37 protein-coding genes are annotated in these 25,582 nt (G+C 62.5%); 33 read left to right on the top strand and 4 right to left on the bottom strand.

The genetic code is table 11. The features are described 5' to 3' along the window. Positions 1–8: 8 nt before the first annotated feature. Together tuf and IEX43_RS20440 are read left to right on the top strand one after the other, a co-directional pair. Positions 9–1,199, top strand: a complete 1,191-nt coding sequence (gene tuf / locus IEX43_RS06610) for an elongation factor Tu (RefSeq protein WP_056334246.1) — start codon at positions 9–11, stop codon at positions 1,197–1,199. 101 nt (positions 1,200–1,300) lie between these two features. Further along, complete coding sequence (locus tag IEX43_RS20440; RefSeq protein WP_268238365.1) at positions 1,301–1,426, top strand: hypothetical protein; 126 nt, start codon at positions 1,301–1,303, stop codon at positions 1,424–1,426. 30 nt (positions 1,427–1,456) lie between these two features. Here the strand turns inward: IEX43_RS20440 and IEX43_RS06615 are convergent, their stop codons facing one another. Beyond that, a complete protein-coding gene (locus tag IEX43_RS06615) occupies positions 1,457–2,893 on the bottom strand; it encodes a GH1 family beta-glucosidase (protein ID WP_188809609.1) in 1,437 nt (478 codons plus the stop codon). Positions 2,894–3,303: 410 nt separating this feature from the next. Here IEX43_RS06615 and rpsJ point away from each other — a divergent pair, with 410 nt between their 5' ends. The 23 genes from rpsJ to map all read left to right on the top strand — a co-directional run bounded on the left by rpsJ (position 3,304) and on the right by map (position 16,570). Continuing rightward, complete coding sequence (gene rpsJ / locus IEX43_RS06620; protein WP_003803825.1) at positions 3,304–3,612, top strand: 30S ribosomal protein S10; 309 nt, start codon at positions 3,304–3,306, stop codon at positions 3,610–3,612. A gap of 17 nt (positions 3,613–3,629) precedes the next feature. After that, the gene (gene rplC, locus IEX43_RS06625) at positions 3,630–4,280 is read left to right on the top strand and encodes a 50S ribosomal protein L3 (RefSeq protein ID WP_013601833.1); all 651 of its coding nucleotides are present in this window, start codon (positions 3,630–3,632) and stop codon (positions 4,278–4,280) included. Positions 4,281–4,284: 4 nt separating this feature from the next. Then, positions 4,285–4,908, top strand: a complete 624-nt coding sequence (gene rplD / locus IEX43_RS06630) for a 50S ribosomal protein L4 (protein ID WP_066277873.1) — start codon at positions 4,285–4,287, stop codon at positions 4,906–4,908. After that, positions 4,905–5,210: a 50S ribosomal protein L23 gene (gene rplW, locus IEX43_RS06635; RefSeq protein WP_102975110.1), complete on the top strand. Its 306-nt coding sequence runs from the start codon at positions 4,905–4,907 to the stop codon at positions 5,208–5,210. Before rplD ends, rplW begins: the two co-directional genes overlap by 4 nt. Before the next feature lie 29 nt (positions 5,211–5,239). Next, positions 5,240–6,079 (top strand): 50S ribosomal protein L2, encoded by an 840-nt coding sequence (gene rplB / locus IEX43_RS06640; protein WP_066277871.1) that lies wholly within the window; start codon positions 5,240–5,242, stop codon positions 6,077–6,079. A gap of 12 nt (positions 6,080–6,091) precedes the next feature. Beyond that, positions 6,092–6,373 carry a 30S ribosomal protein S19 gene (gene rpsS, locus IEX43_RS06645; RefSeq protein ID WP_003803803.1) on the top strand — a complete coding sequence of 94 codons (282 nt, stop codon included), beginning with the start codon at positions 6,092–6,094 and terminating at the stop codon, positions 6,371–6,373. Between the two features lie 38 nt (positions 6,374–6,411). Further along, entirely contained in the window at positions 6,412–6,777 is a 366-nt protein-coding gene (gene rplV / locus IEX43_RS06650) for a 50S ribosomal protein L22 (protein WP_009358304.1), read from the top strand. Next, positions 6,778–7,614 (top strand): 30S ribosomal protein S3, encoded by an 837-nt coding sequence (gene rpsC / locus IEX43_RS06655; RefSeq protein ID WP_104184333.1) that lies wholly within the window; start codon positions 6,778–6,780, stop codon positions 7,612–7,614. Beyond that, positions 7,615–8,031, top strand: coding sequence for a 50S ribosomal protein L16 (rplP, locus tag IEX43_RS06660; protein WP_013601829.1), 417 nt, complete (start codon positions 7,615–7,617; stop codon positions 8,029–8,031). It begins immediately after the preceding gene. A gap of 2 nt (positions 8,032–8,033) precedes the next feature. Next, on the top strand, positions 8,034–8,378 hold the full coding sequence (gene rpmC / locus IEX43_RS20500; RefSeq protein WP_066277868.1) for a 50S ribosomal protein L29: 345 nt from the start codon (positions 8,034–8,036) through the stop codon (positions 8,376–8,378). Further along, positions 8,375–8,680 (top strand): 30S ribosomal protein S17, encoded by a 306-nt coding sequence (gene rpsQ, locus IEX43_RS06670; RefSeq protein WP_013601827.1) that lies wholly within the window; start codon positions 8,375–8,377, stop codon positions 8,678–8,680. The genes rpmC and rpsQ overlap by 4 nt, the downstream gene beginning before the upstream one ends. A 727-nt stretch (positions 8,681–9,407) precedes the next feature. Beyond that, entirely contained in the window at positions 9,408–9,776 is a 369-nt protein-coding gene (gene rplN, locus IEX43_RS06675; protein ID WP_009358299.1) for a 50S ribosomal protein L14, read from the top strand. A gap of 3 nt (positions 9,777–9,779) precedes the next feature. Beyond that, a complete protein-coding gene (gene rplX, locus IEX43_RS06680; protein ID WP_188809610.1) occupies positions 9,780–10,142 on the top strand; it encodes a 50S ribosomal protein L24 in 363 nt (120 codons plus the stop codon). Next, complete coding sequence (gene rplE / locus IEX43_RS06685) at positions 10,142–10,723, top strand: 50S ribosomal protein L5 (RefSeq protein ID WP_102975105.1); 582 nt, start codon at positions 10,142–10,144, stop codon at positions 10,721–10,723. Before rplX ends, rplE begins: the two co-directional genes overlap by 1 nt. Before the next feature lie 94 nt (positions 10,724–10,817). Further along, positions 10,818–11,216: a 30S ribosomal protein S8 gene (gene rpsH, locus IEX43_RS06690; protein WP_041652213.1), complete on the top strand. Its 399-nt coding sequence runs from the start codon at positions 10,818–10,820 to the stop codon at positions 11,214–11,216. An 18-nt stretch (positions 11,217–11,234) separates the two neighbouring features. Continuing rightward, complete coding sequence (gene rplF / locus IEX43_RS06695) at positions 11,235–11,771, top strand: 50S ribosomal protein L6 (protein ID WP_066277860.1); 537 nt, start codon at positions 11,235–11,237, stop codon at positions 11,769–11,771. Between the two features lie 2 nt (positions 11,772–11,773). Then, positions 11,774–12,157, top strand: coding sequence for a 50S ribosomal protein L18 (gene rplR / locus IEX43_RS06700; RefSeq protein ID WP_079596676.1), 384 nt, complete (start codon positions 11,774–11,776; stop codon positions 12,155–12,157). Beyond that, the gene (gene rpsE / locus IEX43_RS06705) at positions 12,154–12,876 is read left to right on the top strand and encodes a 30S ribosomal protein S5 (RefSeq protein ID WP_066277854.1); all 723 of its coding nucleotides are present in this window, start codon (positions 12,154–12,156) and stop codon (positions 12,874–12,876) included. Before rplR ends, rpsE begins: the two co-directional genes overlap by 4 nt. A gap of 2 nt (positions 12,877–12,878) precedes the next feature. Next, positions 12,879–13,085: a 50S ribosomal protein L30 gene (gene rpmD / locus IEX43_RS06710; protein WP_066277852.1), complete on the top strand. Its 207-nt coding sequence runs from the start codon at positions 12,879–12,881 to the stop codon at positions 13,083–13,085. After that, positions 13,086–13,571, top strand: a complete 486-nt coding sequence (gene rplO, locus IEX43_RS06715) for a 50S ribosomal protein L15 (RefSeq protein WP_066277850.1) — start codon at positions 13,086–13,088, stop codon at positions 13,569–13,571. 213 nt (positions 13,572–13,784) lie between these two features. After that, entirely contained in the window at positions 13,785–15,095 is a 1,311-nt protein-coding gene (gene secY, locus IEX43_RS06720; RefSeq protein WP_188809611.1) for a preprotein translocase subunit SecY, read from the top strand. 5 nt (positions 15,096–15,100) lie between these two features. Continuing rightward, positions 15,101–15,670 carry an adenylate kinase gene (locus tag IEX43_RS06725; RefSeq protein WP_174176874.1) on the top strand — a complete coding sequence of 190 codons (570 nt, stop codon included), beginning with the start codon at positions 15,101–15,103 and terminating at the stop codon, positions 15,668–15,670. Between the two features lie 72 nt (positions 15,671–15,742). Then, positions 15,743–16,570 (top strand): type I methionyl aminopeptidase, encoded by an 828-nt coding sequence (gene map, locus IEX43_RS06730; protein ID WP_188809612.1) that lies wholly within the window; start codon positions 15,743–15,745, stop codon positions 16,568–16,570. A gap of 122 nt (positions 16,571–16,692) precedes the next feature. Here the strand turns inward: map and IEX43_RS06735 are convergent, their stop codons facing one another. From IEX43_RS06735 to IEX43_RS06745, 3 genes are all read right to left on the bottom strand, one after another. Beyond that, positions 16,693–18,036: an ABC transporter substrate-binding protein gene (locus IEX43_RS06735; protein WP_188809613.1), complete on the bottom strand. Its 1,344-nt coding sequence runs from the start codon at positions 18,034–18,036 to the stop codon at positions 16,693–16,695. Between the two features lie 73 nt (positions 18,037–18,109). Further along, entirely contained in the window at positions 18,110–19,030 is a 921-nt protein-coding gene (locus IEX43_RS06740; RefSeq protein ID WP_229666344.1) for a carbohydrate ABC transporter permease, read from the bottom strand. Next, on the bottom strand, positions 19,027–19,983 hold the full coding sequence (locus IEX43_RS06745) for a carbohydrate ABC transporter permease (RefSeq protein WP_188809614.1): 957 nt from the start codon (positions 19,981–19,983) through the stop codon (positions 19,027–19,029). Before IEX43_RS06745 ends, IEX43_RS06740 begins: the two co-directional genes overlap by 4 nt. A gap of 239 nt (positions 19,984–20,222) precedes the next feature. Between IEX43_RS06745 and IEX43_RS06750 the strand changes: the two genes are divergently transcribed. From IEX43_RS06750 to IEX43_RS06785, 8 genes are all read left to right on the top strand, one after another. Next, positions 20,223–21,218 carry a P1 family peptidase gene (locus IEX43_RS06750; RefSeq protein WP_188809615.1) on the top strand — a complete coding sequence of 332 codons (996 nt, stop codon included), beginning with the start codon at positions 20,223–20,225 and terminating at the stop codon, positions 21,216–21,218. A 171-nt stretch (positions 21,219–21,389) separates the two neighbouring features. Further along, on the top strand, positions 21,390–21,611 hold the full coding sequence (gene infA, locus IEX43_RS06755; RefSeq protein WP_009358723.1) for a translation initiation factor IF-1: 222 nt from the start codon (positions 21,390–21,392) through the stop codon (positions 21,609–21,611). Between the two features lie 70 nt (positions 21,612–21,681). Next, positions 21,682–21,795 (top strand): 50S ribosomal protein L36, encoded by a 114-nt coding sequence (rpmJ, locus tag IEX43_RS06760; RefSeq protein ID WP_009358722.1) that lies wholly within the window; start codon positions 21,682–21,684, stop codon positions 21,793–21,795. A 183-nt stretch (positions 21,796–21,978) separates the two neighbouring features. After that, positions 21,979–22,353 carry a 30S ribosomal protein S13 gene (rpsM, locus tag IEX43_RS06765; RefSeq protein WP_003803743.1) on the top strand — a complete coding sequence of 125 codons (375 nt, stop codon included), beginning with the start codon at positions 21,979–21,981 and terminating at the stop codon, positions 22,351–22,353. Between the two features lie 54 nt (positions 22,354–22,407). Then, complete coding sequence (gene rpsK, locus IEX43_RS06770) at positions 22,408–22,809, top strand: 30S ribosomal protein S11 (protein WP_018769149.1); 402 nt, start codon at positions 22,408–22,410, stop codon at positions 22,807–22,809. Positions 22,810–22,940: 131 nt separating this feature from the next. Continuing rightward, on the top strand, positions 22,941–23,951 hold the full coding sequence (locus tag IEX43_RS06775) for a DNA-directed RNA polymerase subunit alpha (protein WP_013601812.1): 1,011 nt from the start codon (positions 22,941–22,943) through the stop codon (positions 23,949–23,951). Positions 23,952–24,022: 71 nt separating this feature from the next. Further along, on the top strand, positions 24,023–24,619 hold the full coding sequence (gene rplQ, locus IEX43_RS06780; RefSeq protein WP_188809616.1) for a 50S ribosomal protein L17: 597 nt from the start codon (positions 24,023–24,025) through the stop codon (positions 24,617–24,619). 32 nt (positions 24,620–24,651) lie between these two features. Further along, positions 24,652–25,545 (top strand): tRNA pseudouridine synthase A, encoded by an 894-nt coding sequence (locus IEX43_RS06785; RefSeq protein ID WP_188809617.1) that lies wholly within the window; start codon positions 24,652–24,654, stop codon positions 25,543–25,545. Positions 25,546–25,582: the final 37 nt, after the last annotated feature.

Genomic DNA, 25,582 nt, shown 5'->3' on the forward strand with positions numbered 1-25,582 from the left:
AGGAACCTGTGGCAAAGGCAAAGTTCGAGCGGACTAAGCCGCACGTTAACATCGGCACCATTGGTCACGTTGACCACGGTAAGACGACGTTGACGGCCGCGATTTCCAAGGTGCTGTACGACAAGTACCCGGATCTCAACGAGAAGCGCGACTTCGCGTCAATCGACTCTGCTCCCGAAGAGCGTCAGCGTGGCATTACCATCAACATCTCCCACGTGGAGTACCAGACCGAAAAGCGCCACTACGCACACGTAGACGCCCCGGGTCACGCTGACTACATCAAGAACATGATCACCGGTGCTGCCCAGATGGACGGCGCTATCCTCGTGGTCGCCGCTACTGACGGCCCCATGGCTCAGACCCGCGAGCACGTTCTGCTCGCCCGCCAGGTTGGTGTTCCCTACCTGCTGGTCGCGCTGAACAAGGCCGACATGGTTGACGATGAGGAACTGCTGGACCTCGTTGAAATGGAAGTTCGTGAGCTCCTGAGCTCGCAGGGCTTCGATGGCGACGAAGCACCCGTGGTTCGCGTTTCCGGCCTCAAGGCCCTGGAAGGCGACCCCGAGTGGGTCAAGTCCGTTGAGGACCTGATGGCCGCTGTCGACGAGTCCGTTCCGGACCCCGTACGCGACCGCGACAAGCCGTTCCTGATGCCGATCGAGGACGTCTTCACCATCACCGGCCGTGGCACCGTTGTTACGGGCCGCGCCGAGCGTGGAACCCTCGCCATCAACTCCGAGGTCGAGATCGTCGGCATCCGCCCGGTCCAGAAGACCACGGTTACCGGTATCGAGATGTTCCACAAGCAGCTCGACGAAGCATGGGCCGGCGAGAACTGTGGCCTCCTGCTCCGCGGTCTGAAGCGCGACGATGTCGAGCGTGGCCAGGTTGTCGTCAAGCCGGGTTCCATCACCCCGCACACCGACTTCGAGGCCAACGTCTACATCCTCTCCAAGGACGAAGGCGGACGTCACAACCCGTTCTACTCCAACTACCGCCCGCAGTTCTACTTCCGTACCACGGACGTAACCGGCGTTATCACCCTGCCCGAGGGCACGGAAATGGTTATGCCTGGCGACAACACTGAGATGACCGTTGCGCTCATCCAGCCGATCGCAATGGAAGAGGGCCTCGGCTTCGCAATCCGCGAAGGCGGCCGCACCGTTGGTTCAGGACGCGTTACCAAGATCATCAAGTAATTCTTGTTGAACTGAAGAACAGCCCCGCTGCTACTGCAGCGGGGCTGTTCTTTTTGGTTAATGCGTCCCTGATACTGTTGCTGGACCGAAAGGAGTTCATCATGGGCTGGCTTATTTTCCTGATCATCGCAGTTGCCGTCGTCGCGGGTGTGTTCTGGGCCAAGAAGCACTTCCGCAACGAGATCGACCGCGCCAAGCGGATCAACCGGGCAAACAAAAACCCTTAGCCACGACCGCGGCAGGCTGGAACACACGGGCTACGCGCCCTTGGCTTTCCGCGCCCGGCTGAGTGCCTGGTACCAGTAGAAGGACTGTTTTGGGGTCCTCTCCTGTGTCTCAAAGTCAACATGGATTAACCCGAATCGTTGGGAGTAGCCTGCTGCCCATTCGAAGTTGTCCATCAGGGTCCACACGTAGTAGCCGCGCAGGTCCACGCCGGCGGCGATCCCGCCGGGAGCTGTGGCGTCAAGGGCAGCGCCCAGATGCGTCGCCAGGTAAGTAACCCGTTCCTCGTCCGCCAGGGTTCCCGAGACCGTATCCGGTTCCGGGAAGCTGGCGCCGCCCTCGGTGATGTAGACCGGGGGGAGTGCCTGGCCGTAGCGGTCGTGAAGTTCCTTCAGCAGGACGCCCAGATGGTCCGGGGCCACCGGCCACCCGAACCCGGTGCTGCTGTATTCCGGATAGCCCACCTCATGGAAGGGCAGCCTTGCCACGGCTTTATGCACATCCGCGGGAATTGACGCAGACCCTCGACCGAGCGCTACCTTCACCGGGAAATAGTAGTTAAGGCCGTAGAAATCCAGGGGCTGGTGGATGGTGCGCAGGTCGGCGTCGGAGATTTTCCCGATGGACCGAAGCCAGGGTTTGGCATACAGGGGGAGGGCAGGGTACCGGCCCAGGAGCACCGGATCTGCATAGATTCTGTTCATGAGCAGGTCATAGAGGTGCGCCACCAGCCGGTCGCCGATTTTTCGGCTTGCCGGCCGGACGGGGGCATGCAGGTTGGTGACGCCGATACCGCCGGACACCCCGGCGGCGCGCAGGGCCTGCGCGCCCAGTCCGTGTGCCAGCAGCTGGTGGTGGATGGAGGGGAGGGCATCGAACATCAGCGCATGCCCGGGAGCATGGACGCCCAGGGCATAGCCGTTCAGGGTAACGGAGACCGGTTCATTCAGCGTGACCCACTGCGCAACGCGGTCCCCGAAACGCTCGCCCGCCGCACTGGCGTATTCGCCAAAGCGCTCGGCGGTCTCGCGGTTCAGCCAGCCGCCGCGGTGTTCCAGCGGCAGCGGCGTATCCCAATGGTAGAGAGTGGCCATGGGGGAGACCCCGGCTGCGAGGAGCTGATCGAGCAGCCGGTCGTAGAAGTCCAGGCCCTCCTTGTTGAAGGCCCCCCGCCCGTCGGGCTGGATCCGCGGCCAGGACAGCGAAAAGCGGTAGGAGTCCACGCCGAGGTCCTGGAGCAGCGCAACGTCCTCCGGCAGCCTGTTGTAGTGGTCGCACGCCACGGCGGGGGAGTGTCCGTCCATGATGGTCCCGGGCTTCTCGGCGAAGGCGTCCCAGCCCGAGGGGCCGCGGCCGCCGTCGGTCAGTGCTCCTTCAATCTGGAAGGCCGCTGCCGCAACCCCCAGGGTGAACGACGGCGGCATGCGGTTCGCCAGTTCGGTCGCCGATTCGGTGCTTTCCAGAGTCATTCCCCTATCATCCATTCGGAAATGTCCGTGGGCAATGGTGCTGGCAGGGCAATGGGCAGGACGTTCCAGAAGGGACCGATTCGCTTCTGGCCATAAATTCCGGCATACTAGATGAGTTGTTCAAGCGCTTCTTCGTGTCCCGATCCGGATAATGCCGGGTGTCAGGGTCCAAGTAGAAGACCAAACATAACCCACTCCCCATGGATAGCGGATTTGTATGCGTGAAAAGCGCGACACGCCCGACCGCGGGGGTCGGTTACGCCGGCAAGGTGAGGAACCCGGATTCATCCGGATTCAGTTTGTGCGGCGGGTGGTAGTTACGACTTCAAATGCTTCGGCAGCCATACAACGAGAAATGAACAGGGCAGCCCTAACCAGGGGAAGCACAGACTGAAAGAGAGTCAGGCGACATGGCGGGACAAAAAATCCGCATCCGGCTGAAGTCATACGACCACGAGGTCATTGACGTTTCAGCACGGAAGATCGTTGAGACGGTCACGCGCGCAGGCGCAACGGTAGTGGGCCCCGTGCCGCTGCCTACGGAGAAGAACGTGTACTGCGTGATCCGCTCTCCGCACAAGTACAAGGACAGCCGCGAGCACTTTGAAATGCGCACGCACAAGCGTCTTATCGACATCATCGATCCCACGCCGAAGGCTGTTGACTCGCTTATGCGTCTCGACCTGCCGGCTGACGTGAACATCGAAATCAAGCTGTAGGGAGGTGCTGAGAGACTATGACCGCAACCCGTAACGTAAAGGGCCTGCTGGGCACGAAGCTCGGCATGACCCAGGTCTGGGACGAGAACAACAAGCTCATCCCCGTCACTGTGGTCCAGGCAGATTCGAACGTCATCACCCAGCTGCGCAACGCAGAAGCTGATGGCTACGTCGCCGTTCAGATCGGCTACGGCCAGATCGATCCCCGCAAGGTCACCAAGCCGCTGGCTGGTCACTTTGAAAAGGCAGGCGTCACGCCTCGCCGCCACGTCGTCGAACTCCGTACCGCAGATGCTGCTGAGTACGAGCTGGGCCAGGAGCTCTCCGTAGAGGTCTTCGAAGCCGGCCAGAAGATCGACGTCATCGGCACCACCAAGGGTAAGGGCTTCGCCGGTGTTATGAAGCGTCACGGCTTCCACGGCGTTGGAGCTTCCCACGGTGCCCACAAGAACCACCGTAAGCCCGGTTCAATCGGTGGCGCATCCACCCCGAGCCGCGTCTTCAAGGGCATGAAAATGGCCGGCCGCATGGGCGCCGTTCGTCACACCACGCTGAACCTCACGGTCCACGCGGTTGACGTCGAGAAGTCGCTGCTCCTTATCAAGGGTGCCGTCCCCGGCGCCCGCGGCCAGGTCGTCCTCGTACGCACCGCCGTGAAGGGAGCCTAGTTCAATGGCTAACACTGTCCAGGTTGACCTGCCTGCAGAGATCTTCGACGTTCAGACCAACGTGCCGCTGCTGCACCAGGTTGTCGTTGCCCAGCTCGCTGCTGCTCGCCAGGGTACCCACAAGACCAAGACCCGCGCTGAAGTTTCCGGTGCAGGACGCAAGCCGTTCAAGCAGAAGGGCACCGGCCGCGCCCGTCAGGGTTCCATCCGTGCTCCTCACATGACCGGTGGTGGCGTTGTCCACGGTCCCACCCCGCGTGACTACAGCCAGCGCACCCCCAAGAAGATGATTGCTGCTGCATTGCGCGGCGCACTGTCTGACCGGGCGCGCAACGGACGCATCCACGTTGTCGCCGAACTGGTTGAAGGCACTAAGCCCTCCGCCAAGGCCGCACTGGCAGCGCTGCGCGGCGTTTCCGACCGCAAGAACCTGCTGGTCGTCATCGAGCGCGCCAACGATGTTGCCGCACTGTCCGTGCGCAACCTCGCCGGTGTTCACGTTCTGTACGCAGACCAGCTGAACACCTACGACGTTCTCGTCTCCGATGACGTTGTCTTCACCAAGGCTGCCTACGACGCATTCGTTGCCGGCAAGGCAGTGGCAAAGAACGAGGAGGATGCCAAGTGAGTGCAGCCACCATCAAGGATCCCCGCGACGTCGTGCTTGCACCCGTCGTGTCGGAAAAGAGCTACGGCCTGATCGACGAGGGCAAGTACACCTTCCTGGTGGACCCCCGTTCGAACAAGACCGAGATCAAGCTGGCCGTGGAGAAAATCTTCTCCGTCAAGGTCGACTCGATCAACACCATCAACCGTGCCGGTAAGCGCAAGCGCACCAAATTCGGATGGGGTACCCGCAAGAACACCAAGCGTGCGATTGTCACCCTCAAAGAAGGCACCATCGACATCTTCGGCGGTCCGCTCTCGTAGCGGAGACCACTTTAACGAGGAAATAAATTATGGGAATCCGTAAATACAAGCCGACTACCCCGGGCCGTCGTGGCTCGAGCGTAGCGGACTTCACCGAAATCACGCGGTCGACGCCGGAAAAGTCGTTGGTACGTCCGCTGCCCAAGAAGGGCGGCCGTAACAACACCGGTAAGATCACCACCCGTCACAAGGGTGGCGGACACAAGCGCCAGTACCGTCTGATCGACTTCCGTCGCCACGACAAGGACGGCGTGGACGCCCGCGTTGCTGAAATTGAGTACGATCCGAACCGTACGGCTCGCATCGCCCTCCTGCACTACGTTGATGGCACCAAGCGTTACATCATCGCCCCGAACAAGCTGTCCCAGGGTGACTTCGTAGAGGCCGGCGCCAACGCTGACATCAAGCCTGGCAACAACCTGCCCCTGCGCAACATCCCCGTGGGTACCGTTATCCACGCAGTTGAACTGCGTCCGGGTGGCGGCGCCAAGATGGGCCGCTCCGCCGGCGCATCGATCCAGCTCGTTGCAAAGGAAGGCCGTTTCGCCCAGCTGCGTCTGCCTTCCGGCGAAATCCGCAACGTTGACGTGCGCTGCCGCGCAACCGTCGGCGAGGTCGGCAACGCCGAGCAGTCGAACATCAACTGGGGCAAGGCCGGCCGCATGCGCTGGAAGGGCGTCCGCCCGACCGTCCGTGGTGTCGCCATGAACCCGGTTGACCACCCGCACGGTGGTGGTGAGGGTAAGACGTCCGGTGGACGTAACCCCGTCAACCCCAACGGTCAGCGGGAAGGCCGCACCCGCCGCCCCAACAAAGAGAGCGACAAGCTTATTGTTCGTCGCCGTCGTACTGGCAAGAACAAGCGATAGGAGCCTGGACACATGCCACGCAGCCTGAAAAAAGGTCCTTTCGTCGACCAGCACCTCTTTGTGAAGGTAGCCAGGGAAAACGAAAAGGGCACCAAGAACGTCATCAAGACCTGGTCCCGCCGTTCGATGATCATCCCCGACATGCTCGGACACACGATCGCCGTACACGACGGACGCAAGCACATCCCGGTGTTTGTCACTGAGTCGATGGTCGGGCACAAGCTCGGCGAATTCGCTCCCACGCGGACATTCCGCGGCCATGTCAAGGACGACCGTAAGGGCAAGCGCCGCTAGGCGCCTGCACTTACGTCAAAGACGAGAGAAGGAAAGCAATGGAAGCCAAGGCAATTGCGCGCCACATCCGCGTAACGCCTATGAAGGCCCGGCGCGTCGTCAACCTTGTTCGTGGATTGCAAGCGAATGAGGCTCTGGCAATTCTGAAGTTTGCCCCCCAGGCAGCTTCAGAGCCGGTATTCAAGGTAGTACAGTCGGCAATCTCCAACGCCCGGGTCCTCGCGGACCGCGACGGCGTTGCGTTTGACGAAGGTGACCTCATCATCAGCGAAGCGTTTGTTGATGAAGGCCCGACCATGAAGCGGTTCCAGCCGCGTGCCCAGGGTCGCGCATTTCAGATCAAGAAGCGCACCAGCCACATCACCGTGGTAGTCGCTACCCCGGAGAAAGAGGAGGCTCGCTAAGTGGGACAGAAAGTAAACCCGCACGGGTTCCGACTCGGCATCACCACCGATCACGTATCGCACTGGTTCGCTGACAGCACCAAGGCCGGCCAGCGGTACAAGGACTTCGTTCGCGAAGACATCCGCATCCGCCAGCTCATGTCCACGGGCATGGAGCGCGCCGGTATCGCCAAGGTTGAGATCGAGCGCACCCGTGACCGCGTCCGCGTGGACATCCACACGGCCCGTCCCGGCATCGTCATCGGCCGCCGCGGAGCAGAAGCAGACCGCATCCGCGGCGAGCTCGAAAAGCTCACCGGCAAGCAGGTCCAGCTGAACATCCTCGAGGTCAAGAACCCCGAGATGGAAGCACAGCTTGTTGCCCAGGGCGTTGCTGAGCAGCTGACTTCACGTGTGGCATTCCGCCGCGCCATGAAGAAGGCCATGCAGTCCGCGCAGCGTGCAGGTGCCAAGGGCATCCGTATCGCCTGCTCGGGTCGACTGGGTGGCGCTGAAATGTCCCGCTCGGAGTTCTACCGCGAAGGCCGTGTGCCCCTGCACACCCTCCGTGCGAACATCGACTACGGCTTCTACGAAGCCAAGACCACCTTCGGCCGCATCGGTGTGAAGGTCTGGATCTACAAGGGTGACGTCACCGCCAAGGAACTGGCCCAGCAGGCCGCTTCCGCCCCGTCCCGTGGCCGCGGTCCCAGCGACCGTCCGGGCCGCCCGGGTGGCGCTGACCGTGGTGACCGCCGCCGTCGCAACGACCGCCCGGCCGCTGACGCAGCTCCTGCTGCCGAGGCGCCGGCAGCTGAGGCTGCACCTGCTGCAGCTGTAGAAGGAGGACAGGCTTAAATGCTTATCCCACGTCGAGTCAAGCACCGTAAGCAGCACCACCCGGGTCGTTCCGGCGCTGCTACGGGCGGCACCAAGGTCTCCTTCGGTGAGTACGGCATCCAGGCCCTGAGCCCGGCATACGTCACCAACCGTCAGATCGAGTCTGCCCGTATCGCGATGACCCGCCACATCAAGCGTGGCGGTAAGGTCTGGATCAACATTTACCCGGACCGTCCCCTGACCAAGAAGCCTGCCGAAACCCGCATGGGTTCCGGTAAGGGTTCACCGGAATGGTGGGTCGCAAACGTCAAGCCGGGCCGGGTTCTCTTCGAGATCTCCGGTGTCGAGGAATCGGTAGCCCGCGAGGCACTGCGCCTGGCAATCCACAAGCTCCCGTTGAAGGCACGCATTCTGCGTCGCGAAGGTGGTGAATAGAAATGGCAGTAGGATCCAAGGATCTGGCTCCCGCACAGCTGGACGGTTTCGACAACGAGCGTCTCGTTGAAGAACTCCGCAAGGCCAAGGAAGAGCTGTTCAACCTGCGTTTCCAGTCCGCCACCGGACAGCTGGAGAACCACGGTCGTCTGCGCGCGGTAAAGAAGGACATCGCCCGCATCTACACCGTTCTCCGTGAGCGCGAGCTGGGCATTCGTGCCGAGGTTGCCGCACCGGTTGTGGAAGCCAAGGAAGAAAAGAAGTCCAAGAAGGCAGCAACCAAGAAGGCCCCCAAGGCTGAAGCCCCCAAGGCTGAAACGGTTGAGACCGAGGAGGATGCCAAGTGAGTGAAAAGGACGAGAACGTGACGGAAACTGCTACCGCAGCCACGGCTGAGCAGCGCGGTTACCGCAAGACGCGTCGCGGCTACGTGGTCTCTGACAAGATGGAAAAGACCATCGTTGTCCAGGTTGAGGACCGCGTGAAGCACGCACTGTATGGCAAGGTCATCCGCCGTACCTCCAAGGTCAAGGCACACGATGAGAACAACACCGCCGGCATCGGCGACCTGGTTGTCATCGCCGAGACCCGTCCGCTGTCCGCCACCAAGAACTGGCGGCTCGTGGAAATCCTCGAGAAGGCCAAGTAGCACCTGCTGCTTCGGTAACCGGAAACCCCTGCTCCCTTTGGGAGCGGGGGTTTCCGCGTTAACCGGGGGAGTGCGTAGTCGGGATGTCGTCCAGGGTCCGTCACGCCGGGCAGGCTCTTGCTGAAGGCACGACGGCGGCGCCGCTTCTTTGCGGGCGAGCGTCGCCTGTGGCGCGCCGAAAGGCTGCCGTGCGTGACGCCGTCGTTCCCTCCCCGGACGCTCTCTCACCTGACGTCGGCTTTTCCCGATCGCTCTCTCACCTTTCGTACAAAAGTGATAGAGCGTCGGCGGAAAAGGGCCTTTAAGTGAGAGAGCGTCCGACGGCGGCGGGGCGGGTCCGCGGGCCACGGAACCCGGGTGGGCCAGGACGCAGCGTGCCTGACGCCATCGGGGGTGCTGCAGGGGAGGTAACGAGGCTTGGGGTTGTTGCGGGGGAGGGCTGCCGGTGATATGGGGACTGGCCCGAACTGTGCTAGGATATTGAGTTTGTATGGCGCCTTTCGTGCGCCGTCATCAACCTCGTAAACAAGCGTGCCACGGCATAGTGCCCCCTTGCGCCCAGGAGCAGTCCTGGACCGGATGGGAGCAACTGCTTCTGGCACGGGAGTTTAGGCCTGGTCTGGCAAAATCCAGGCAGGTCAAGAGACACCCCGATCAACCGTTCCGCAAGGCTCATTCCGTAGGAAGATTTTCGGTCTGAGAACCGGCGCGACGCAAGGAGTAAATAGTGATTCAGCAGGAGTCGCGACTCAAGGTCGCCGACAACACGGGTGCTAAGGAAATCCTTACCATTCGCGTTCTCGGTGGATCTGGCCGTCGCTACGCAGGCATCGGTGACGTCATTGTCGCCACCGTCAAGGATGCAATCCCGGGCGGCAACGTAAAGAAGGGCGATGTTGTCAAGGCAGTCATCGTCCGTACCAAGAAGGAACGCCGCCGTGCGGATGGTTCCTACATCAAGTTTGACGAGAACGCAGCTGTGATCCTGAAGGGCGACGGTGACCCCCGCGGTACCCGTATCTTCGGACCGGTTGGTCGTGAACTCCGTGACAAGAAGTTCATGAAGATCGTTTCTCTGGCTCCGGAGGTGCTCTAGTCCATGGCTGCAAAGATCAAGAAGGGTGACCTCGTTCAGGTCATCACTGGCGCCAAGGCTGAGCGCGGCGGCGACCGCGGCAAGCAGGGCAAGGTTCTGCGCGTCTTCACTGACACCAACCGCGTGTTGGTTGAAGGCATCAACCGCGTAACCAAGCACACCAAGGTCGGTCAGTCGCAGCGCGGCACCAAGACCGGTGGCATCGAGGTTGTTGAAGCCCCGATCCACATCTCCAACGTGGCTCTGGTTGACCCGTCCACCAAGAAGCCCACCCGCGTTGGCTTCCGCACTGAAACCGTTGAGCGTAACGGCAAGAAGCGCGAAGTCCGCATCCGCGTGGCCAAGAGCTCAGGGAAGGACATCTAATGACTGAGACTCTCGAGACTCCGGCAACGAAGATCGTTCCTCGTCTGAAGACCAAGTACGCCGAATCCATCAAGAGCACGCTCATTGAGGAATTCAAGTACCAGAACGTCAACCAGGTTCCCCGCCTCGTGAAGGTCGTTGTGAACATGGGTGTTGGAGATGCCGCCAAGGACTCCAAGCTGATCGACGGCGCTGTCCGCGACCTCACCCAGATCACCGGCCAGAAGCCGCAGGTAACCAAGGCCCGCAAGTCGATCGCACAGTTCAAGCTGCGCGAAGGCATGCCCATCGGTGCACACGCTACCCTGCGTGGCGACCGCATGTGGGAATTCCTGGATCGCCTTGTCACCCTGGCACTGCCCCGTATCCGCGACTTCCGTGGACTCTCCGGCAAGCAGTTCGATGGCAACGGCAACTACACCTTCGGTCTGACCGAGCAGGTTATGTTCCACGAAATCGACCAGGACAAGATCGACCGCGTCCGCGGTATGGACATCACGGTTGTTACCACTGCCAAGACCGATGACGAAGGCCGTGCGCTGCTCAAGGCGCTTGGTTTCCCGTTCAAGGCCGAAGACTAATCTAACTACGTAAAAGGTCCGGCGGCATGGCTTCTGACTCCGGTCAGGAAAGCAGCACCGCGGAAACCGTTACGAGGAAGGGCACGAGCCCACCATGACAATGACAGATCCTGTCGCAGACATGCTTACGCGTCTGCGCAATGCAAACTCGGCATACCACGACACCGTGACCATGCCGTACAGCAAGCTCAAGGCACGCGTTGCCGACATCCTCAAGGCTGAAGGCTTCATTGCCGGCTGGAAGGAAGAGGACGCTGAGGTTGGCAAGAAGCTGACCATCGAGCTCAAGTTCGGACCGAACCGCGAGCGTTCCATCGCTGGTGTTCGCCGTATCTCCAAGCCGGGCCTGCGTGTTTACGCAAAGTCCACCAACCTGCCGCACGTGCTCGGTGGCCTGGGTGTCGCAATCCTGTCCACCTCTTCCGGCCTCCTGACTGACAAGCAGGCCGGCAAGAAGGGCGTGGGCGGCGAAGTCCTCGCGTACGTCTGGTAACGGGAAAGGAAGAGAATAATGTCACGTATTGGACGTCTCCCCATCACCGTTCCTGCCGGCGTTGAGGTCAAGGTTGACGGCTCTGTCGTCAGCGTCAAGGGCACCAAGGGCGAGCTGAACCACACTGTGGCCAGCCCGATCGAGGTAAGCCTGGATGCAGATACCCTGACCGTCGCCCGCCCGAACGACGAGCGCGCCTCCCGTTCACTCCACGGCCTGACCCGCACCCTGATCTCCAACATGATCGAGGGCGTTACCAAGGGCTACGAGAAGAAGCTTGAAATCGTTGGTACCGGTTACCGCGTTCAGGCCAAGGGATCCGACCTGGAGTTCGCTCTTGGTTACAGCCACCCGGTCAGCGTCACCGCCCCGGACGGCATCACCTTTGCAGTTGAGACCCCGACCAAGCTCTCTGTTTCAGGTATCAACAAGCAGCAGGTCGGCGAGGTTGCTGCCAACATTCGCAAGCTGCGGAAGCCGGACCCCTATAAGGGCAAGGGCATCCGTTACGCCGGCGAAGTCATCCGCCGCAAGGTCGGAAAGGCTGGTAAGTAACCATGGCCATCTCAATTAACAAGAAGCGTACGAACAAGAGCAAGTCTGCTTCGCGCAGCCGCCGCCAGCTTCGTATCCGTAAGCGCATCTCCGGTACGGCTGTACGTCCGCGTCTGGTCGTCAACCGTTCAGCACGCCACGTATTCGTCCAGGTTGTCGATGACACCAAGGGCCTGACCGTAGCGAGCGCCTCCACTCTGGAAGCCGACCTTCGTGCATTCGACGGCGACAAGACCGCCAAGGCCAAGCGCGTTGGCGAACTGGTTGCCGAGCGTGCCAAGGCTGCCGGTATCGAAGCTGTTGTCTTCGACCGCGGTGGTAACAAGTACCACGGCCGGATCGCCGCCGTCGCTGACGGTGCACGTGAAGGTGGGCTGTCACTGTGACGGAAGCAAACAAGGAAAAGGACACTGTGTCTGCAGATCAGAAGGCTACTGAAGCCACAGCTGCCGCTGAGACCACTGCCCCCGCAGCTGCCGACGACCGCCGTGGCGGCGCTCGTCGCGGCGAGCGTGGCGACCGTGGCCAGGGCCGCGGCGACCGTGGTGGCCGTGGCGGCCGCGACGGCGGCCGTGAAGCCGAGAAGAGCCAGTTCGTAGAGCGCGTCGTCACCATCAACCGCGTTTCCAAGGTGGTCAAGGGTGGTCGTCGCTTCAGCTTCACCGCCCTGGTCGTCGTCGGTGACGGTAACGGCATGGTCGGCGTTGGCTACGGCAAGGCTAAGGAAGTTCCTGCCGCAATCGCGAAGGGCGTTGAAGAAGCTAAGAAGTCCTTCTTCCGCGTTCCCCGCGTTGGCAGCACCATCCCGCACCGCGTTCAGGGTGAGGCTGCTGCCGGCGTCGTAATGCTGCGTCCGGCTTCCGCCGGTACCGGTGTTATCGCCGGTGGCCCGGTCCGTGCAGTACTGGAGTGCGTGGGTATCCACGACATCCTCTCCAAGTCGCTCGGTTCCTCAAACGCCATCAACATCGTTCACGCGACCGTTGATGCCCTGAAGCGCCTCGAAGAGCCGGCAGCAGTGGCAGCACGCCGCGGCCTGCCCCTCGACGAGATTGCTCCGCCGGCACTGGTGAAGGCCCTTCTGAACACGAAGGCAGGTGCCTAGTTATGGCTAAGAACCTGGTTCCCTCCGACGCCCAGTTGGAGATCACTCAGATCAAGTCCGCCATTGGCGGCAAGCAGAACCAGCGCGACACCCTGCGGTCCCTCGGCCTGAAGCGTATCGGACAGACTGTTGTCCGCACCGCCGATGCCGTGACCGTTGGGATGCTCAACACGGTTCCGCACCTGGTAAAGGTAGAGGAGGCGAAGTAAATGGCAGAGAACACTGCTGATAAGGCACAGGCTGCTGAGAAGCAGAACGCCCTGAAGGTTCACCACCTGCGTCCCGCCCCGGGTGCCAAGACCGCCAAGACCCGTGTTGGTCGTGGTGAAGGTTCCAAGGGTAAGACCGCTGGCCGTGGCACGAAGGGTACTGCAGCCCGTTACCAGATCAAGGCTGGCTTTGCCGGCGGCCAGCTGCCGCTGCACATGCGCCTGCCGAAGCTGCGCGGCTTCAAGAACCCGTTCCGCGTTGAGTTCCAGGTTGTAAACCTGGACAAGCTCAACGAGCTGTTCCCCGAAGGTGGCGCAGTTACCGTGGAGAACCTGGTCGAAAAAGGTGCCGTTCGCAAGAACCAGCCCGTCAAGGTGCTGGGCACCGGCGACATCACCGTCAAGGTTGACGTCACCGCCCACGCATTCTCGGCCAGCGCCGCTGAAAAGATTGCCGCAGCAGGCGGAAGCACCACCGCTCTCTAGAGCCGGTGGGCGCCAAGTCCGTTGTTGAACTCCCGGTCCTGGGGCTACCGCCCCGGGGCCGGGAGTTTTTTTCCATCCGCCCGCCGTTTTTTCGCCGCCATCCGGCGCAGCGGTGCCATCGCGGATTGTTCGCAGGGCGCATACACCCGTTAGACTCGGTTGTCGGGATTCATAGATCCCCATCACACCACTCTTCACACCACAGGAGGACGCTTGCTTAGCGCATTTGGCCGGGCCTTTCGCACGCCTGATCTGCGACGCAAGTTGTTGTTCACGCTGGGAATCATCACCATTTTCCGCTTGGGTGCTTTCATTCCCTCGCCTGGTGTGAACTACCAGAATGTCCAGCAATGCTTGCAGAACGGTCAGACGGCAGAGGGGCTGTACCAGCTCGTTAACCTGTTCAGCGGCGGCGCGTTGCTCCAGGTGTCCATCTTCGCGCTGGGCATCATGCCGTACATCACGGCCAGCATCATCGTCCAGCTGCTCCGGGTGGTCATTCCCCGGTTCCAGCAGCTCTACGAAGAGGGCGCGTCGGGCCAGTCCAAACTGACCCAGTACACCCGGTACCTCACCATCGCGCTGGGCCTGCTCAATGCCACCACGCTGGTATCCCTTGCGCGCTCCGGGCAGCTGCTTCCGGGCTGTAACCTGCCGATCATTCCTGACAGCAGCGTCATAACCACCATCCTGCTCATCATCACCCTGACGGCCGGCACCGGCCTGATCATGTGGATGGGCGAGCTCGTGACCGAAAAGGGCGTGGGCAACGGCATGTCCCTGCTCATCTTCACGTCCATCGCCGCTACGTTCCCCACCTCCCTCGGCGCCATCTGGAGCGCGCAGGGTCCCGGGACGTTCTTCATCGTCCTGGCAGTCGGCCTGCTCACAGTGGCACTGGTTGTCTTCGTTGAGCAGTCGCAGCGCAGGGTCCCGGTGCAGTACGCGAAGCGGATGATTGGCCGCCGCACCGTGGGCGGCACCAGCACCTACATCCCCATCAAGGTGAACATGGCCGGCGTTATCCCGGTGATCTTCGCCTCCTCAATGCTCTACCTGCCGGGCCTGATCTCGCAGTTCAACCAGCCCCGGGCAGGTGAACCGATCCAGCCGTGGGTTGAATGGATCAACAACAACCTGGTCCGCGGTGACCAGCCGATCTATATGGTGCTGTACTTTGCCATGATCGTGTTCTTTACCTACTTCTATGTCGCGATCACCTTCAACCCTGAAGAGGTCTCGGACAACATGAAGAAGTACGGCGGCTTCATCCCGGGTATCCGCGCGGGTAAGCCGACCGCTGACTATCTGCAGTACGTGCTCTCCAGGATTACCCTCCCCGGAGCCCTGTACTTGGGCTTCGTGGCGCTGATCCCGCTGGTTGCACTGGTGCTGATCAACGCCAACCAGAACTTCCCGTTCGGTGGCACCTCGATCCTGATCATGGTGGGCGTTGGCCTGGAGACCGTCAAGCAGATTGATGCGCAGCTACAACAACGTCACTACGAAGGGCTTTTGCGATGACGAGAATGCTGATTATTGGACCTCCCGGTTCCGGAAAAGGAACGCAGGCGGAGCGGATTTCAGAGCGCCTCGGCGTTGTGGCGATCTCCACCGGCGACATCTTCCGCGCCAACGTGAAGGGCGAGACGCCGCTTGGCATTGAAGCCAAGAAGTACATGGACAACGGCGACTTCGTTCCGGACAGCGTCACCAACAAGATGGTGCGGGACCGGCTCAGCGAGTCCGACGTCGAAACCGGCTTCCTGCTGGACGGCTACCCCCGCACCACCGCCCAGGTGGACTACCTGGACGAGATTCTCGCCAAGGGTGAGGAAAAGCTCGACGTCGTCCTGCAGCTGACTGCCGACGATGAGGAACTGGTCCACCGGCTGCTCGGCCGGGCCAAGGAAACGGGCCGGAGCGACGACAACGAAGCCGTCATCCGCCACCGCCTTGACCTCTACCACGAGCAGACCGAAGCCGTGGTGGCGAAGTACGCCGAGCGCGGCATCCTGACCCAGGTTGACGGCATCGGCGGCATCGACGAAGTCACCGACCGCGTCATGCAGGCCATCAAGGCGGCACAGGCAGCCTGATCCAGGCGAACGTATTCCGAGGCTCCTCCCGGCAACCGGGAGGAGCCTCAGCCATTTGAAAGAAGGAACACCATGGCCTTTGGCCAGCCCCGCATCGAATACAAGACCAACGCCCAGATGCGTACCATGCACGAGGCAGGCCTTGTCCTGAGCCGTGCACTGGACGCAGCCGTCGCCGCAGCAGTGCCCGGAACCACCACCAAGCACCTCGACGACGTCTTCGCCGCTGTCCTGAACGAAGCGGGCGCAAAGTCCAACTTCCTTGGCTACCACGGCTTTCCGGCCACCATCTGCACCTCGGTCAACGAGGAAGTGGTCCACGGCATCCCGGGCAGCCGGGTCCTCAACGACGGGGACATCATCTCGATCGACGGCGGCGCGATCGTGGACGGCTGGCACTCCGACTCGGCAAGGACCGTCATCGTGGGCACCGCTGACCCGGAGGACCAGCGCCTCTCGGATGTGACCCGGGCAGCGATGTGGCATGGTATTGCTGCGCTGGCCACCGGAAAGCACGTCGGCGACATCGGGGCCGCGATCGACGATTTTGTCTCGTCCGTTCCCGGCAAACCGCTGGGGATCCTCGAGGACTACGTGGGCCACGGCATCGGTTCCGAAATGCACATGGCCCCCGACGTGCTGAACTACCGCACCACCCACCGCGGCCCCAAGATCAAACCCGGGCTGTGCCTGGCGATCGAACCCATGCTGGTGCGCGGTGGCATCGAAACCGCGGTCCTGGAGGACGACTGGACAGTTGTCACCACGGACGGCAAGCGGTCCTGCCAGTGGGAGCACTCCGTGGCGGTCCATGAGAAGGGCATCTGGGTGCTGTCAGCGCCCGACGGCGGTGCGGAGCACCTTGTCCCGCTCGGCGTGACCCCGGTGCCCATCCCGTAGTCCAAAGCCAGCAGGACGGCAGGCTTGCGGACCGACGGGCCCGGCCCAGCAGCCTAGACAGAAGCGCCAGGTGTCGTTGTGATCCCACAACAACACCTGGCGCTTCTTGCGTACAGGGAAACTCAGCCGAGCTTCGGCTTGACGTCCTTTTCGTAGATGCCCTCCAGCGTCTTCTTCAGGCTGGTCATGGTGGCCTTCACGTCCGCCTGCTGGGTGAGGATCGCCGCGGCCGCCTTGGCCAGTTCCTGGTCAGCGCCCGGGAGGAACACCCGGGCGTTGTCCTGGACACGCGTCACGGCCAGCTGGTCCACGGCGGTCTGGATCTGCGGGGTCTGGGCCAGGACCGCCTCCATGTCCGCCGACTCGCGTGTGGGCATGTAGCCGGTGGCGGCCGAGAAGGCTGCGCTGTTTTCCGGCTCGGTCATGAACTTCAGGAACGTGCCGGCGGCCAGCTGCTCCTCCTTGGTGATGCCGCTGGGGATGCCCAGGCCGGCGCCGCCGGTGGGGCAGACGTTGGTCTCGGCCTTCGGTCCGCCGGGAAGGAAGCCCACGCCCACGTTGAACGGCGCGGACTTCAGCACGCCGAGGAGGGAGCCGGTGGAGGAGATCGTGGACGAGGTCAGCCCTGCGGAGAAGTCATCTGCGGCTTCCTTGGAGGAGACGCCGGCCCAGCCGTTCTTGTAGATGGAGTCCTGGGCCCACTGCAGCGCTTCGATTGCTTCGGGCGAATCGCAGGTGATTTCCCATTCCTTGGACCAGGAACCGCCCCAGCCCCACAGGTTGTTTTGCAGGGTCCAGCCCGCGTAGCCCGCCAACGCCGGGTAGATGTAGGCGTACTGCGCGCCTGAGCTGGCCTTCAGCTTGGGCGCCCACTCGCCGAACTCCTGCCAGGTTTTGGGTGCCCGGTCCGGCAGCCCGGCGGCCTGGAAGTGGTCCTTGTTGTAGTAGAACAGGGGAGTGGAGCGCCCGTAGGGGAGGGCCCATTGCTTGTCGTTGTACTTGTAGTCGTCCACGAGTGACTTCCGGAAATCGTCCAGCTTGATGTCCAGCTGCTTGACGAGGGCGTCCACCGGGATGATGCTGCCGTTGGTGAAGTAGCGGAACCACCACACATCGGAGAGGACCACGACGCCCGGGAGGCCGGATTTTGCCGCCTGCGAGGTCTGGAACTTCTGCGCGATTTCCTCGTAGTTCGCTCCGGCCGTGACCAGGTTGACCCGGATGTCCGGGAACTGGGCGTGGAACTTCTCAATGATGGCCTTTTCGACGTCCTGCGACTTGCCGGGGTGGTTGGACCAGAAGTCGATTTGCGCGGCCGGCTTCACCCCGCTGAAGTCGAGTTCCGCGGCTTCGCTGGCCACGGGGGTGCCGCTCGTGGACGGGCCGCCGCAGGCTGCCAGGGCAGCGGCCGACGCCGTGACTCCGGCGAGTCCCAGGAAGTGCCTCCGATCGAGGTGCTGAGTCATTGCAGGTCCTTTCGTTGGGTGCCACATTGAGGAGTTGGGTGCTTCTTCTGTGATGGACGACGGCGGCACGGGCTTACCCGGTGACGCTGCCCTGGGTGAGCCCGGCGACGATGTAACGCTGGAGGGCCGCAAAGACAATAAGGATGGGGACGATCACCAGGACGGCCCCGGCCATGAGGATGCCCCATCCGGAGGCGTTGCTCTCTGAGTTCTGGAGCAGCGTCAGCCCCACCGGCAGGGTCATGGTGTCCGGACGGTCCGTGATGATCAGCGGCCAGATGTACTCGTTCCACTCGCTGACGATGGTCACCAGCGCCACCGTTGCGATGGAGGGAACGGAGATGGGAACCACGATGCGCCACAGCCGGCGCCAGTGGCCGGCCCCGTCGATTTCAGCCGACTCGAGGATGGAGTTGGGCAGGGTGAGGAAATGCTGCCGCAGGAGGAAGGTGCCGAAGGCGGTTCCGAGGCCCGGCAGGATGATGCCCCACAGGGTGTTCTTCCCGCCCATCCCCGAAATCAGGATGTAGTTGGGCAGGATGGACACCTGGGGCGGCACCATCAGTGCCACCAGGATGAGCATGAAGATGGCGTTCTTGAACGGGAAGCGCACGAACACCAGGGCATAGGCCGTGAGGATGGCCAGGACCACCTTGACGCTGGCGCCGGCCGCCGTGACGATGGCACTGTTAAGGAAGAACTGGCCGAACGGCACGGTGGTCATGGCGATCTGGTAGTTCTGCAGGTTGAGGCCTTCCGGCAGGATCTCCAGATCCATGGTGATGATTTCACCGGGCTGCTTGAACGAGCTGAGCACCATCCACAGCAGCGGCAGGAAAACCACCATTGTTGCCAGGATCAGTGGGACGTACCCGCCCAGGACGGCCTGCGCCAGGTTCTGCCGGGAGAAGGGCCGGTCCCGGGGAATCACTGGGTCCGCGGCCTGCGTGGGCGGGGCTGTGGGGTCCGGGTTGACCGGTGACATTGAGCTCACGAGTAGTGCACCTTCCGTTCCACGAACCGCAGTTGGAACACGGTGATCACCAGGAGGATTGCGAACAGGATCACCGAGATGGCCGCGGAATAGCCGGCCCGGTTGAAGGCGCCGAAGGCCTGGAGGTAGGCCTCGTAGATGAGGGTGCTGGTGCCGGTTCCCAGCGGCGTCATGATCCGGATGAGGTCAAAGGCCTGCAGCGAACTCAGCAAGCTGGTGATCAGCAGGAAGAACGTGGTGGGGGACAGGAGCGGAAGCGACATGGTGATGAACCGCCGGAACCCGTTGGCGCCGTCCAGCGAGGCAGCCTCCATGACGTCCTGCGGCAGGGACTGGAGCCCTGCCAGGTACACCACCGCGCAGTACCCCAGGTTTTTCCAGACGTACACGAGGATCACCATGACCAGGGAAAGCTGGGGGTCGTTGATCCACTGCGGACTCTGCTGGCCGATGCCCCGGAGCAGCCAGGCCAGGACGCCGTAGCCGGGATCGAAAATGAAGAGCCACACAAGGCCCACGCCGACGCCGGACAGGACGTAGGGGGCGAACACCGCCGAGCGGGCGAACGTGGTTCCCCGGACTTTCGCGTTCAGCGCCAGCGCGATGAGCAGTCCCAGGATCATGGATCCGCCCACAGTGACCACCGTGAAGATCGCGGTGGTGCCCAGTACCTTGGAGGCGTCGTCGCTGGTGAAGAAGGTGACGTAGTTGTTGATGCCCACCACGGTGGCAGACGGTGACCCCAGGGTCCAGTCCAGCGTTGAGTAGTAGATGTTGCTGACCAGCGGCCGGTAGGTGAAGACGGCGATCAGTACCAGGTTGGGCAAAGCGAGGGCAAGGAACACGAAGAAGTCCCGTCGGGTTCTCTGCGTCCAGCGCCGGCGTCGCGGGGCGGCGGCCGGTCCGGGCTTCGTGGGCTTGGTGGACGGATGGGGTGCGAGTTGACGGGTCATGCGGTCTCTCACGGGATTCGTGCCTGCTCGTGGCTGGCCGTGGTCGGGGGAGTCTAGCCATTACTTCACCACATGGTCAGTAGGCAGAAAGCCGCAAGTGTCCTCGTCAAAGGACTGTTATCCGAGGCTTCGTTGCCCGTTAACGCTGTGTTGCCTGCAGTCTTGCACAAAGTTTGTTTGAAAGGCAGGGACCCGCCCGTATTCATCCGTTTGATGGCCAAAAGGGCAGAATGGGTGCCATGGGAGCAATCACTGACGTGCCGGGAATGCGGGTGGGGCACCAGCAAAAGTCCGGCGAGGGCTGGCTGACTGGTGTCACGGTGGTCCTGCCGCCGCCCGGGACCTGCGGGTCGGTCGATGTGCAGGGCGGCGGACCGGCCACCCATGAAACCGACGCCTTGGATCCCACCACGCTCGTCAGCACCGTCGACGCCGTTGTCCTCACCGGCGGCAGCGCCTACGGCCTTGCCTCCGCCGCCGGCGCCCAGCGCTGGTGCGAGGAGAACGGCCGCGGGTTTGCGGTGCCCGGGGGAGTAGTCCCGATCGTGCCGGCAGCCGCGATCTTCGACCTGGGCAGGGGCGGGGACTTTTCGGCACGTCCGACGGCGGACATGGGCTACACGGCAACCGCCGCCGCTGCGGCGCAACTGGAAGGGCACGACGTCGGACGCGGCAACGTGGGTGCCGGCACCGGCGCCGTCATGGCCCGGACGTACAAAGGCGGGATAGGCACAGCTTCGGCGACGCTCGACAACGGCGTCGTGGTCGGTGCACTTGTAGTAGTGAACGCGCTGGGACTTCCGTTTGGCACAACGACCCAGCTGACGGAGCCCGGCAGCGTGCGTCTAAGCGAGGAACGAGCGAGCACGCCGAGGGCTTCGGCTGATGGGGCGGAAGCCAGCCAAGGGACACCCCTCAACACCACCCTTGTTGTCGTGGCGACCAATGCTGTCCTTGATGTGGCCGAGTGTAAGCGGACTGCAGCTGCATCACATGCTGGTATCGCGAGAGCTCTGAATCCTTCGCACACGTTGGCTGACGGGGACACTGTTTTCTGCCTGTCTACCCAGGCCGTGGCACTCGACCGCTCGGACGAAGCTGCCCGCCAGTTCAGCCTGATCACCTTGCAAAGCGCGGCAGCCGACGTCGTACGGTTGGCCATCCTTGACGGCGTGGCCGGCGCGGAGGCCGTAAGCACTCCCGCCGGCGATTATGGTGTGTACGGCGCCCGGTAGGTTACCATTGCCGATTTAACTTTTCCGGTGATACGGAGTAGTGTTGCTTGTTGGTTGTCTGGACTGCCACGCCCTTTTGGGTCTGGAGCCGGCAATCGATCCAACCAAAACGTTCGTGGCCATGCCCGGTGCAATCCGGCAGGGCTGCGGCAACAACAGTTAGCGGAGGGTATGGCCAAGAAGGACGGGGTCATTGAGATCGAAGGCGTTGTGACCGAGGCGCTGCCTAACGCGATGTTTCGCGTTGAGCTCACCAACAAGCACATCGTTCTGGCACACATCTCTGGAAAGATGCGTCAGCACTACATCCGAATCCTCCCTGAGGACCGCGTAGTGGTGGAGCTGAGCCCGTACGACCTCACCCGTGGTCGTATCGTCTACCGCTACAAGTAAATTGCTGGGCGGCTCCAGTGCGAGCTGGCTGCCGCTCCAGTTGACCAACTGTTACACGCAAAGGAATGCCATGAAGGTCAAGCCGAGCGTCAAGCAGATCTGCGAAAAGTGCAAAGTGATCCGCCGTAATGGCCGGGTCATGGTGATCTGCGAGAACCCGCGCCACAAGCAGCGCCAGGGCTAATTCCCCTCATCGGGAAATCCTGGGTTGCTAACCCACGCAAGTAAATAAAGGCAGCACAAGCTGATCTGGAACATTTAGCTCGAAAGAGTCCGGACAGCTAACCCCCGGTCGGAGGCTGGGGCCGCACAGAACGTGCGGGTGTACTGCCTACGACCTCCGGTTTATTCAAGGAGTACTGCCACTATGGCTCGTCTCGCTGGCGTAGACATTCCCCGCGAAAAGCGGCTGGAAATTGCGCTTACTTACATCTACGGCGTGGGCAAGACCCGTGCACACGAAACCCTGGCTGCCACTGGCATCAGCGCCGACGTTCGCGTCAAGGACCTGACTGATGCACAGCTGGTTGAGCTGCGTGACTACATTGAAGGCAACTACAAGGTTGAGGGTGACCTTCGCCGCGAAGTAGCAGCGGATATCCGCCGCAAGGTTGAAATCGGCAGCTACGAAGGCCTGCGCCACCGCAAGGGCCTGCCCGTACGCGGACAGCGTACGAAGACCAACGCCCGTACCCGCAAGGGCCCGAAGCGCACCGTCGCCGGCAAGAAGAAGGCCCGTTAAAATCCCCGCCGGGATTAACGGACTTTTCCCCAATAACTTTCTGTAGGAGAAATAATGCCCCCGAAGACTCGTGGCGCGGTTCGCAAGCCGCGTAAGAAGGACAAGAAGAATATCGCGCTTGGCCAGGCGCACATCAAGAGCACGTTCAACAACACCATCGTTTCCATCACGGATCCGAACGGCGCTGTTATCTCCTGGGCTTCCTCAGGTGAGGTTGGCTTCAAGGGCTCGCGTAAGTCCACCCCGTTCGCAGCCCAGATGGCTGCCGAAGCTGCTGCCAAGCGTGCCCAGGAGCACGGCATGCGCAAGGTTGACGTTTTCGTCAAGGGCCCGGGTTCCGGACGCGAGACCGCGATCCGTTCGCTGCAGGCCGCAGGCCTCGAGGTTGGCTCCATCCAGGACGTCACCCCCGCTGCGCACAACGGCTGCCGCCCGCCGAAGCGCCGCCGCGTCTAAGGCTTTCCACGCCGCATGAGCTTGCCCGGACCGTTGATGGTCCGGGCAAGCCCAGCGCGTTAAGTCTTCAGACCGAATTTCCACCACCTGTGTTGCGTCATATAGCGGATGCTCGCCGAAAGGAAACCTAAGTGCTCATTGCACAGCGCCCCACCCTCTCCGAAGAGGTAGTCTCCGAAAACCGTTCGCGTTTCATCATTGAACCGCTGGAACCGGGCTTCGGCTACACCCTCGGAAACTCCCTCCGCCGTACCCTGCTCTCCTCCATCCCCGGTGCTGCCGTAACCAGCATCCGGATCGATGGCGTGCTGCACGAGTTCACCACGGTTCCGGGTGTCAAGGAAGATGTCACTGAGATCATCCTGAACATCAAGAGCCTCTCGGTTTCCTCCGAGCACGATGAGCCGGTTGTTGCCTACCTGCGCAAGCAGGGCCCCGGAGTCGTCACCGCCGCGGACATCGCTCCGCCGGCCGGCGTCGAATTCCACAACCCGGATCTGCACATCGCCACGCTGAACTCGAAGGGCAAGTTCGAACTCGAACTGACCATCGAGCGCGGCCGCGGCTACGTTTCGGCAGCTCAGAACAAGTCCGGCGACGCAGAGATCGGCCGTATCCCGGTCGACTCCATCTACTCGCCGGTGCTGAAGGTTACTTTCCGCGTGGAAGCAACCCGTGTTGAGCAGCGCACCGACTTCGACAAGCTGATTGTCGACGTCGAGACCAAGCAGGCCATCGCCCCGCGCGATGCCGTCGCTTCCGCAGGCACCACCCTGGTGGAACTGTTCGGTCTGGCCCGTGAGCTGAACACCGCAGCTGAAGGTATCGAGATCGGCCCGTCGCCCACCGACGCTGCCCTGGCAGCCGACATGGCACTGCCGATCGAGGATCTGGACCTCACCGTCCGTTCCTACAACTGCCTCAAGCGTGAGGGCATCCACACCGTGGGTGAACTCGTTGCCCGCTCCGAGGCTGACCTGATGGACATCCGCAACTTCGGTGCAAAGTCCATTGACGAGGTCAAGGCAAAGCTGGTTGAACTGGGCCTGTCCCTCAAGGACTCGCCTCCCGGTTTTGACCTCGCAGCACGCGCCGCAGCAATCGAAGAGGACGACGCCGCCTTCGGCGACGACGAACTCTAAACCAGACCTTGGCCGGCGGGCAGGCACCATGGTGTGCACCGCCCACGGCTTCCATTTGAGGAGAAACAATTATGCCTACCCCCACTAAGGGTCCGCGCCTCGGAGGCGGCCCGGCTCACGAGCGCCTCATGCTCGCGAACCTGGCAGCATCCCTGTTCGAGCACAAGCGGATCACCACCACGGTGACCAAGGCCAAGCGCCTGAAGCCGTACGCAGAGCGCCTGGTGACCTTCGCCAAGCGTGGTGACCTCGCTTCCCGCCGCCGGGTCCTCGGCCTGATCAGCAACAAGGGCGTCGTCCACGAGCTGTTCACCGACATCGCCCAGGCTGTGGAGAACCGCGACGGCGGCTACACCCGCATCACCAAGATCGGCAACCGCAAGGGCGACAACGCTCCCATGGCTGTCATCGAACTCGTTCTTGAGCCCGTTTCCGCCAAGCAGGCCGTTGTAGCCGAGGCTACCTCCGCTGCCAAGCGCGACGCCGACAAGAAGGAAGCCGCTGCTGCTCCGGTCGCAGAAGAGGCTCCCGAGGCTGAGGCCGCCGAGGCCCCCGCTGCTGACGAAGCTGCTGAGGCACCTGCTGCTGAAGAAGCTGCAACCGAAGAGGCCCCGGCCGCTGAGGAAGCACCTGAGGCTCCCGTAGCCGAGGAAAAGGACGCGAAGTAATTCGCTGATGTTCTTCGCATAGACTTGAGTCTATGAACGACCAAAAACCCGCGGCCCCCGTATTGGGGGGCGGCGGGTTTTTGCGTGTCCGGCTTGATGTGTCCTACGACGGCGGCCCGTTCAGCGGGTGGGCGCTGCAGCCGGGCCGGAGGACCGTCCAGGGGGTCCTGGAGGAAGCCCTGCACCTGCTGGTCCGCCGGCCTATCCGCGTGACGGTCGCCGGCCGCACCGACGCGGGGGTGCACGCCCGCGGCCAGGTGGTCCACCTGGACCTGACGGAAGCCGAGTGGCAGGGACTGCCGCGGGGGCACGAACTCGATCCCGCCGTCGCCATGCTGCGCCGCATCCGGGGCGCACTGAGCCGGATCCTTGGTGACCTGACAGGCGCAGTGGAGGTGCACCGCATTTCGCTGGCGCCGGAGGGCTTCGACGCCCGCTTCTCAGCCCTCTGGCGGCGGTACAGTTACCGGATCGCGGACGGGCCCGCCCTGTGGGACCCGCTGGAACGCTACTTCACCCTCTGGCACAAGAACCCGCTGGACGTTGTGTTGCTCAACGAGGGCTCGTCCAAGCTGCTGGGGCTCCAGAACTTCCTGTCCTTCTGCAAGCCCCGCGAGGGCGCCACCACCATCCGTGAGCTGCAGCGCTTTGAGTTCGCGCGGGGGGAGGACGGCGTCATTGTTGCTACGGTGCAGGCCGACGCGTTCTGCCACAACATGGTCCGGGCCCTGATCGGGTCTGCCCTGTACGTGGGGGAGGGCGTTGAGGAACCCGGCTGGCTGCACGAGCGGCTCCTGGCGAAGAAACGGGACGCGAAGTCGGTCCTTGCCGCGCCGCATCCGCTGGTTCTGGAAGAGGTCGCTTACCCGTCCGACGACGAGCTGCTGGCCCGGGCGGAGCTGACCCGGGCGCGGCGGGAGCACTAGTCCCCATCGATTGTTCCGTACTTGTCGTTTTCAAGCC

Origin of the sequence: Pseudarthrobacter polychromogenes (genome assembly GCF_014644495.1) — a bacterium.
In the GTDB taxonomy this organism is placed as follows: domain Bacteria; phylum Actinomycetota; class Actinomycetes; order Actinomycetales; family Micrococcaceae; genus Arthrobacter; species Arthrobacter polychromogenes.

What these genes read in the sequence shown, in the direction of transcription:
- rpsM (WP_003803743.1), top strand. Translation starts at nt 21,979, where the DNA reads ATGGCTCGTCTCGCTGGCGTAGACATTCCCCGCGAAAAGCGGCTGGAA.
- rplX (WP_188809610.1), top strand. Translation starts at nt 9,780, where the DNA reads ATGGCTGCAAAGATCAAGAAGGGTGACCTCGTTCAGGTCATCACTGGC.
- rplB (WP_066277871.1), top strand. Translation starts at nt 5,240, where the DNA reads ATGGGAATCCGTAAATACAAGCCGACTACCCCGGGCCGTCGTGGCTCG.
- rpmJ (WP_009358722.1), top strand. Translation starts at nt 21,682, where the DNA reads ATGAAGGTCAAGCCGAGCGTCAAGCAGATCTGCGAAAAGTGCAAAGTG.
- infA (WP_009358723.1), top strand. Translation starts at nt 21,390, where the DNA reads ATGGCCAAGAAGGACGGGGTCATTGAGATCGAAGGCGTTGTGACCGAG.
- rplE (WP_102975105.1), top strand. Translation starts at nt 10,142, where the DNA reads ATGACTGAGACTCTCGAGACTCCGGCAACGAAGATCGTTCCTCGTCTG.
- rplR (WP_079596676.1), top strand. Translation starts at nt 11,774, where the DNA reads ATGGCCATCTCAATTAACAAGAAGCGTACGAACAAGAGCAAGTCTGCT.
- rplQ (WP_188809616.1), top strand. Translation starts at nt 24,023, where the DNA reads ATGCCTACCCCCACTAAGGGTCCGCGCCTCGGAGGCGGCCCGGCTCAC.
- IEX43_RS06725 (WP_174176874.1), top strand. Translation starts at nt 15,101, where the DNA reads ATGCTGATTATTGGACCTCCCGGTTCCGGAAAAGGAACGCAGGCGGAG.
- rpsK (WP_018769149.1), top strand. Translation starts at nt 22,408, where the DNA reads ATGCCCCCGAAGACTCGTGGCGCGGTTCGCAAGCCGCGTAAGAAGGAC.
- rpsS (WP_003803803.1), top strand. Translation starts at nt 6,092, where the DNA reads ATGCCACGCAGCCTGAAAAAAGGTCCTTTCGTCGACCAGCACCTCTTT.
- IEX43_RS06735 (WP_188809613.1), bottom strand. Translation starts at nt 18,036, where the DNA reads ATGACTCAGCACCTCGATCGGAGGCACTTCCTGGGACTCGCCGGAGTC.
- rpsH (WP_041652213.1), top strand. Translation starts at nt 10,818, where the DNA reads ATGACAATGACAGATCCTGTCGCAGACATGCTTACGCGTCTGCGCAAT.
- rpmC (WP_066277868.1), top strand. Translation starts at nt 8,034, where the DNA reads ATGGCAGTAGGATCCAAGGATCTGGCTCCCGCACAGCTGGACGGTTTC.
- rplD (WP_066277873.1), top strand. Translation starts at nt 4,285, where the DNA reads ATGGCTAACACTGTCCAGGTTGACCTGCCTGCAGAGATCTTCGACGTT.
- IEX43_RS06785 (WP_188809617.1), top strand. Translation starts at nt 24,652, where the DNA reads ATGAACGACCAAAAACCCGCGGCCCCCGTATTGGGGGGCGGCGGGTTT.
- IEX43_RS06750 (WP_188809615.1), top strand. Translation starts at nt 20,223, where the DNA reads ATGGGAGCAATCACTGACGTGCCGGGAATGCGGGTGGGGCACCAGCAA.
- rpmD (WP_066277852.1), top strand. Translation starts at nt 12,879, where the DNA reads ATGGCTAAGAACCTGGTTCCCTCCGACGCCCAGTTGGAGATCACTCAG.
- rplV (WP_009358304.1), top strand. Translation starts at nt 6,412, where the DNA reads ATGGAAGCCAAGGCAATTGCGCGCCACATCCGCGTAACGCCTATGAAG.
- rplP (WP_013601829.1), top strand. Translation starts at nt 7,615, where the DNA reads ATGCTTATCCCACGTCGAGTCAAGCACCGTAAGCAGCACCACCCGGGT.
- IEX43_RS06745 (WP_188809614.1), bottom strand. Translation starts at nt 19,983, where the DNA reads ATGACCCGTCAACTCGCACCCCATCCGTCCACCAAGCCCACGAAGCCC.
- IEX43_RS06615 (WP_188809609.1), bottom strand. Translation starts at nt 2,893, where the DNA reads ATGACTCTGGAAAGCACCGAATCGGCGACCGAACTGGCGAACCGCATG.
- IEX43_RS20440 (WP_268238365.1), top strand. Translation starts at nt 1,301, where the DNA reads ATGGGCTGGCTTATTTTCCTGATCATCGCAGTTGCCGTCGTCGCGGGT.
- rplF (WP_066277860.1), top strand. Translation starts at nt 11,235, where the DNA reads ATGTCACGTATTGGACGTCTCCCCATCACCGTTCCTGCCGGCGTTGAG.
- rpsJ (WP_003803825.1), top strand. Translation starts at nt 3,304, where the DNA reads ATGGCGGGACAAAAAATCCGCATCCGGCTGAAGTCATACGACCACGAG.
- rplO (WP_066277850.1), top strand. Translation starts at nt 13,086, where the DNA reads ATGGCAGAGAACACTGCTGATAAGGCACAGGCTGCTGAGAAGCAGAAC.
- map (WP_188809612.1), top strand. Translation starts at nt 15,743, where the DNA reads ATGGCCTTTGGCCAGCCCCGCATCGAATACAAGACCAACGCCCAGATG.
- rplC (WP_013601833.1), top strand. Translation starts at nt 3,630, where the DNA reads ATGACCGCAACCCGTAACGTAAAGGGCCTGCTGGGCACGAAGCTCGGC.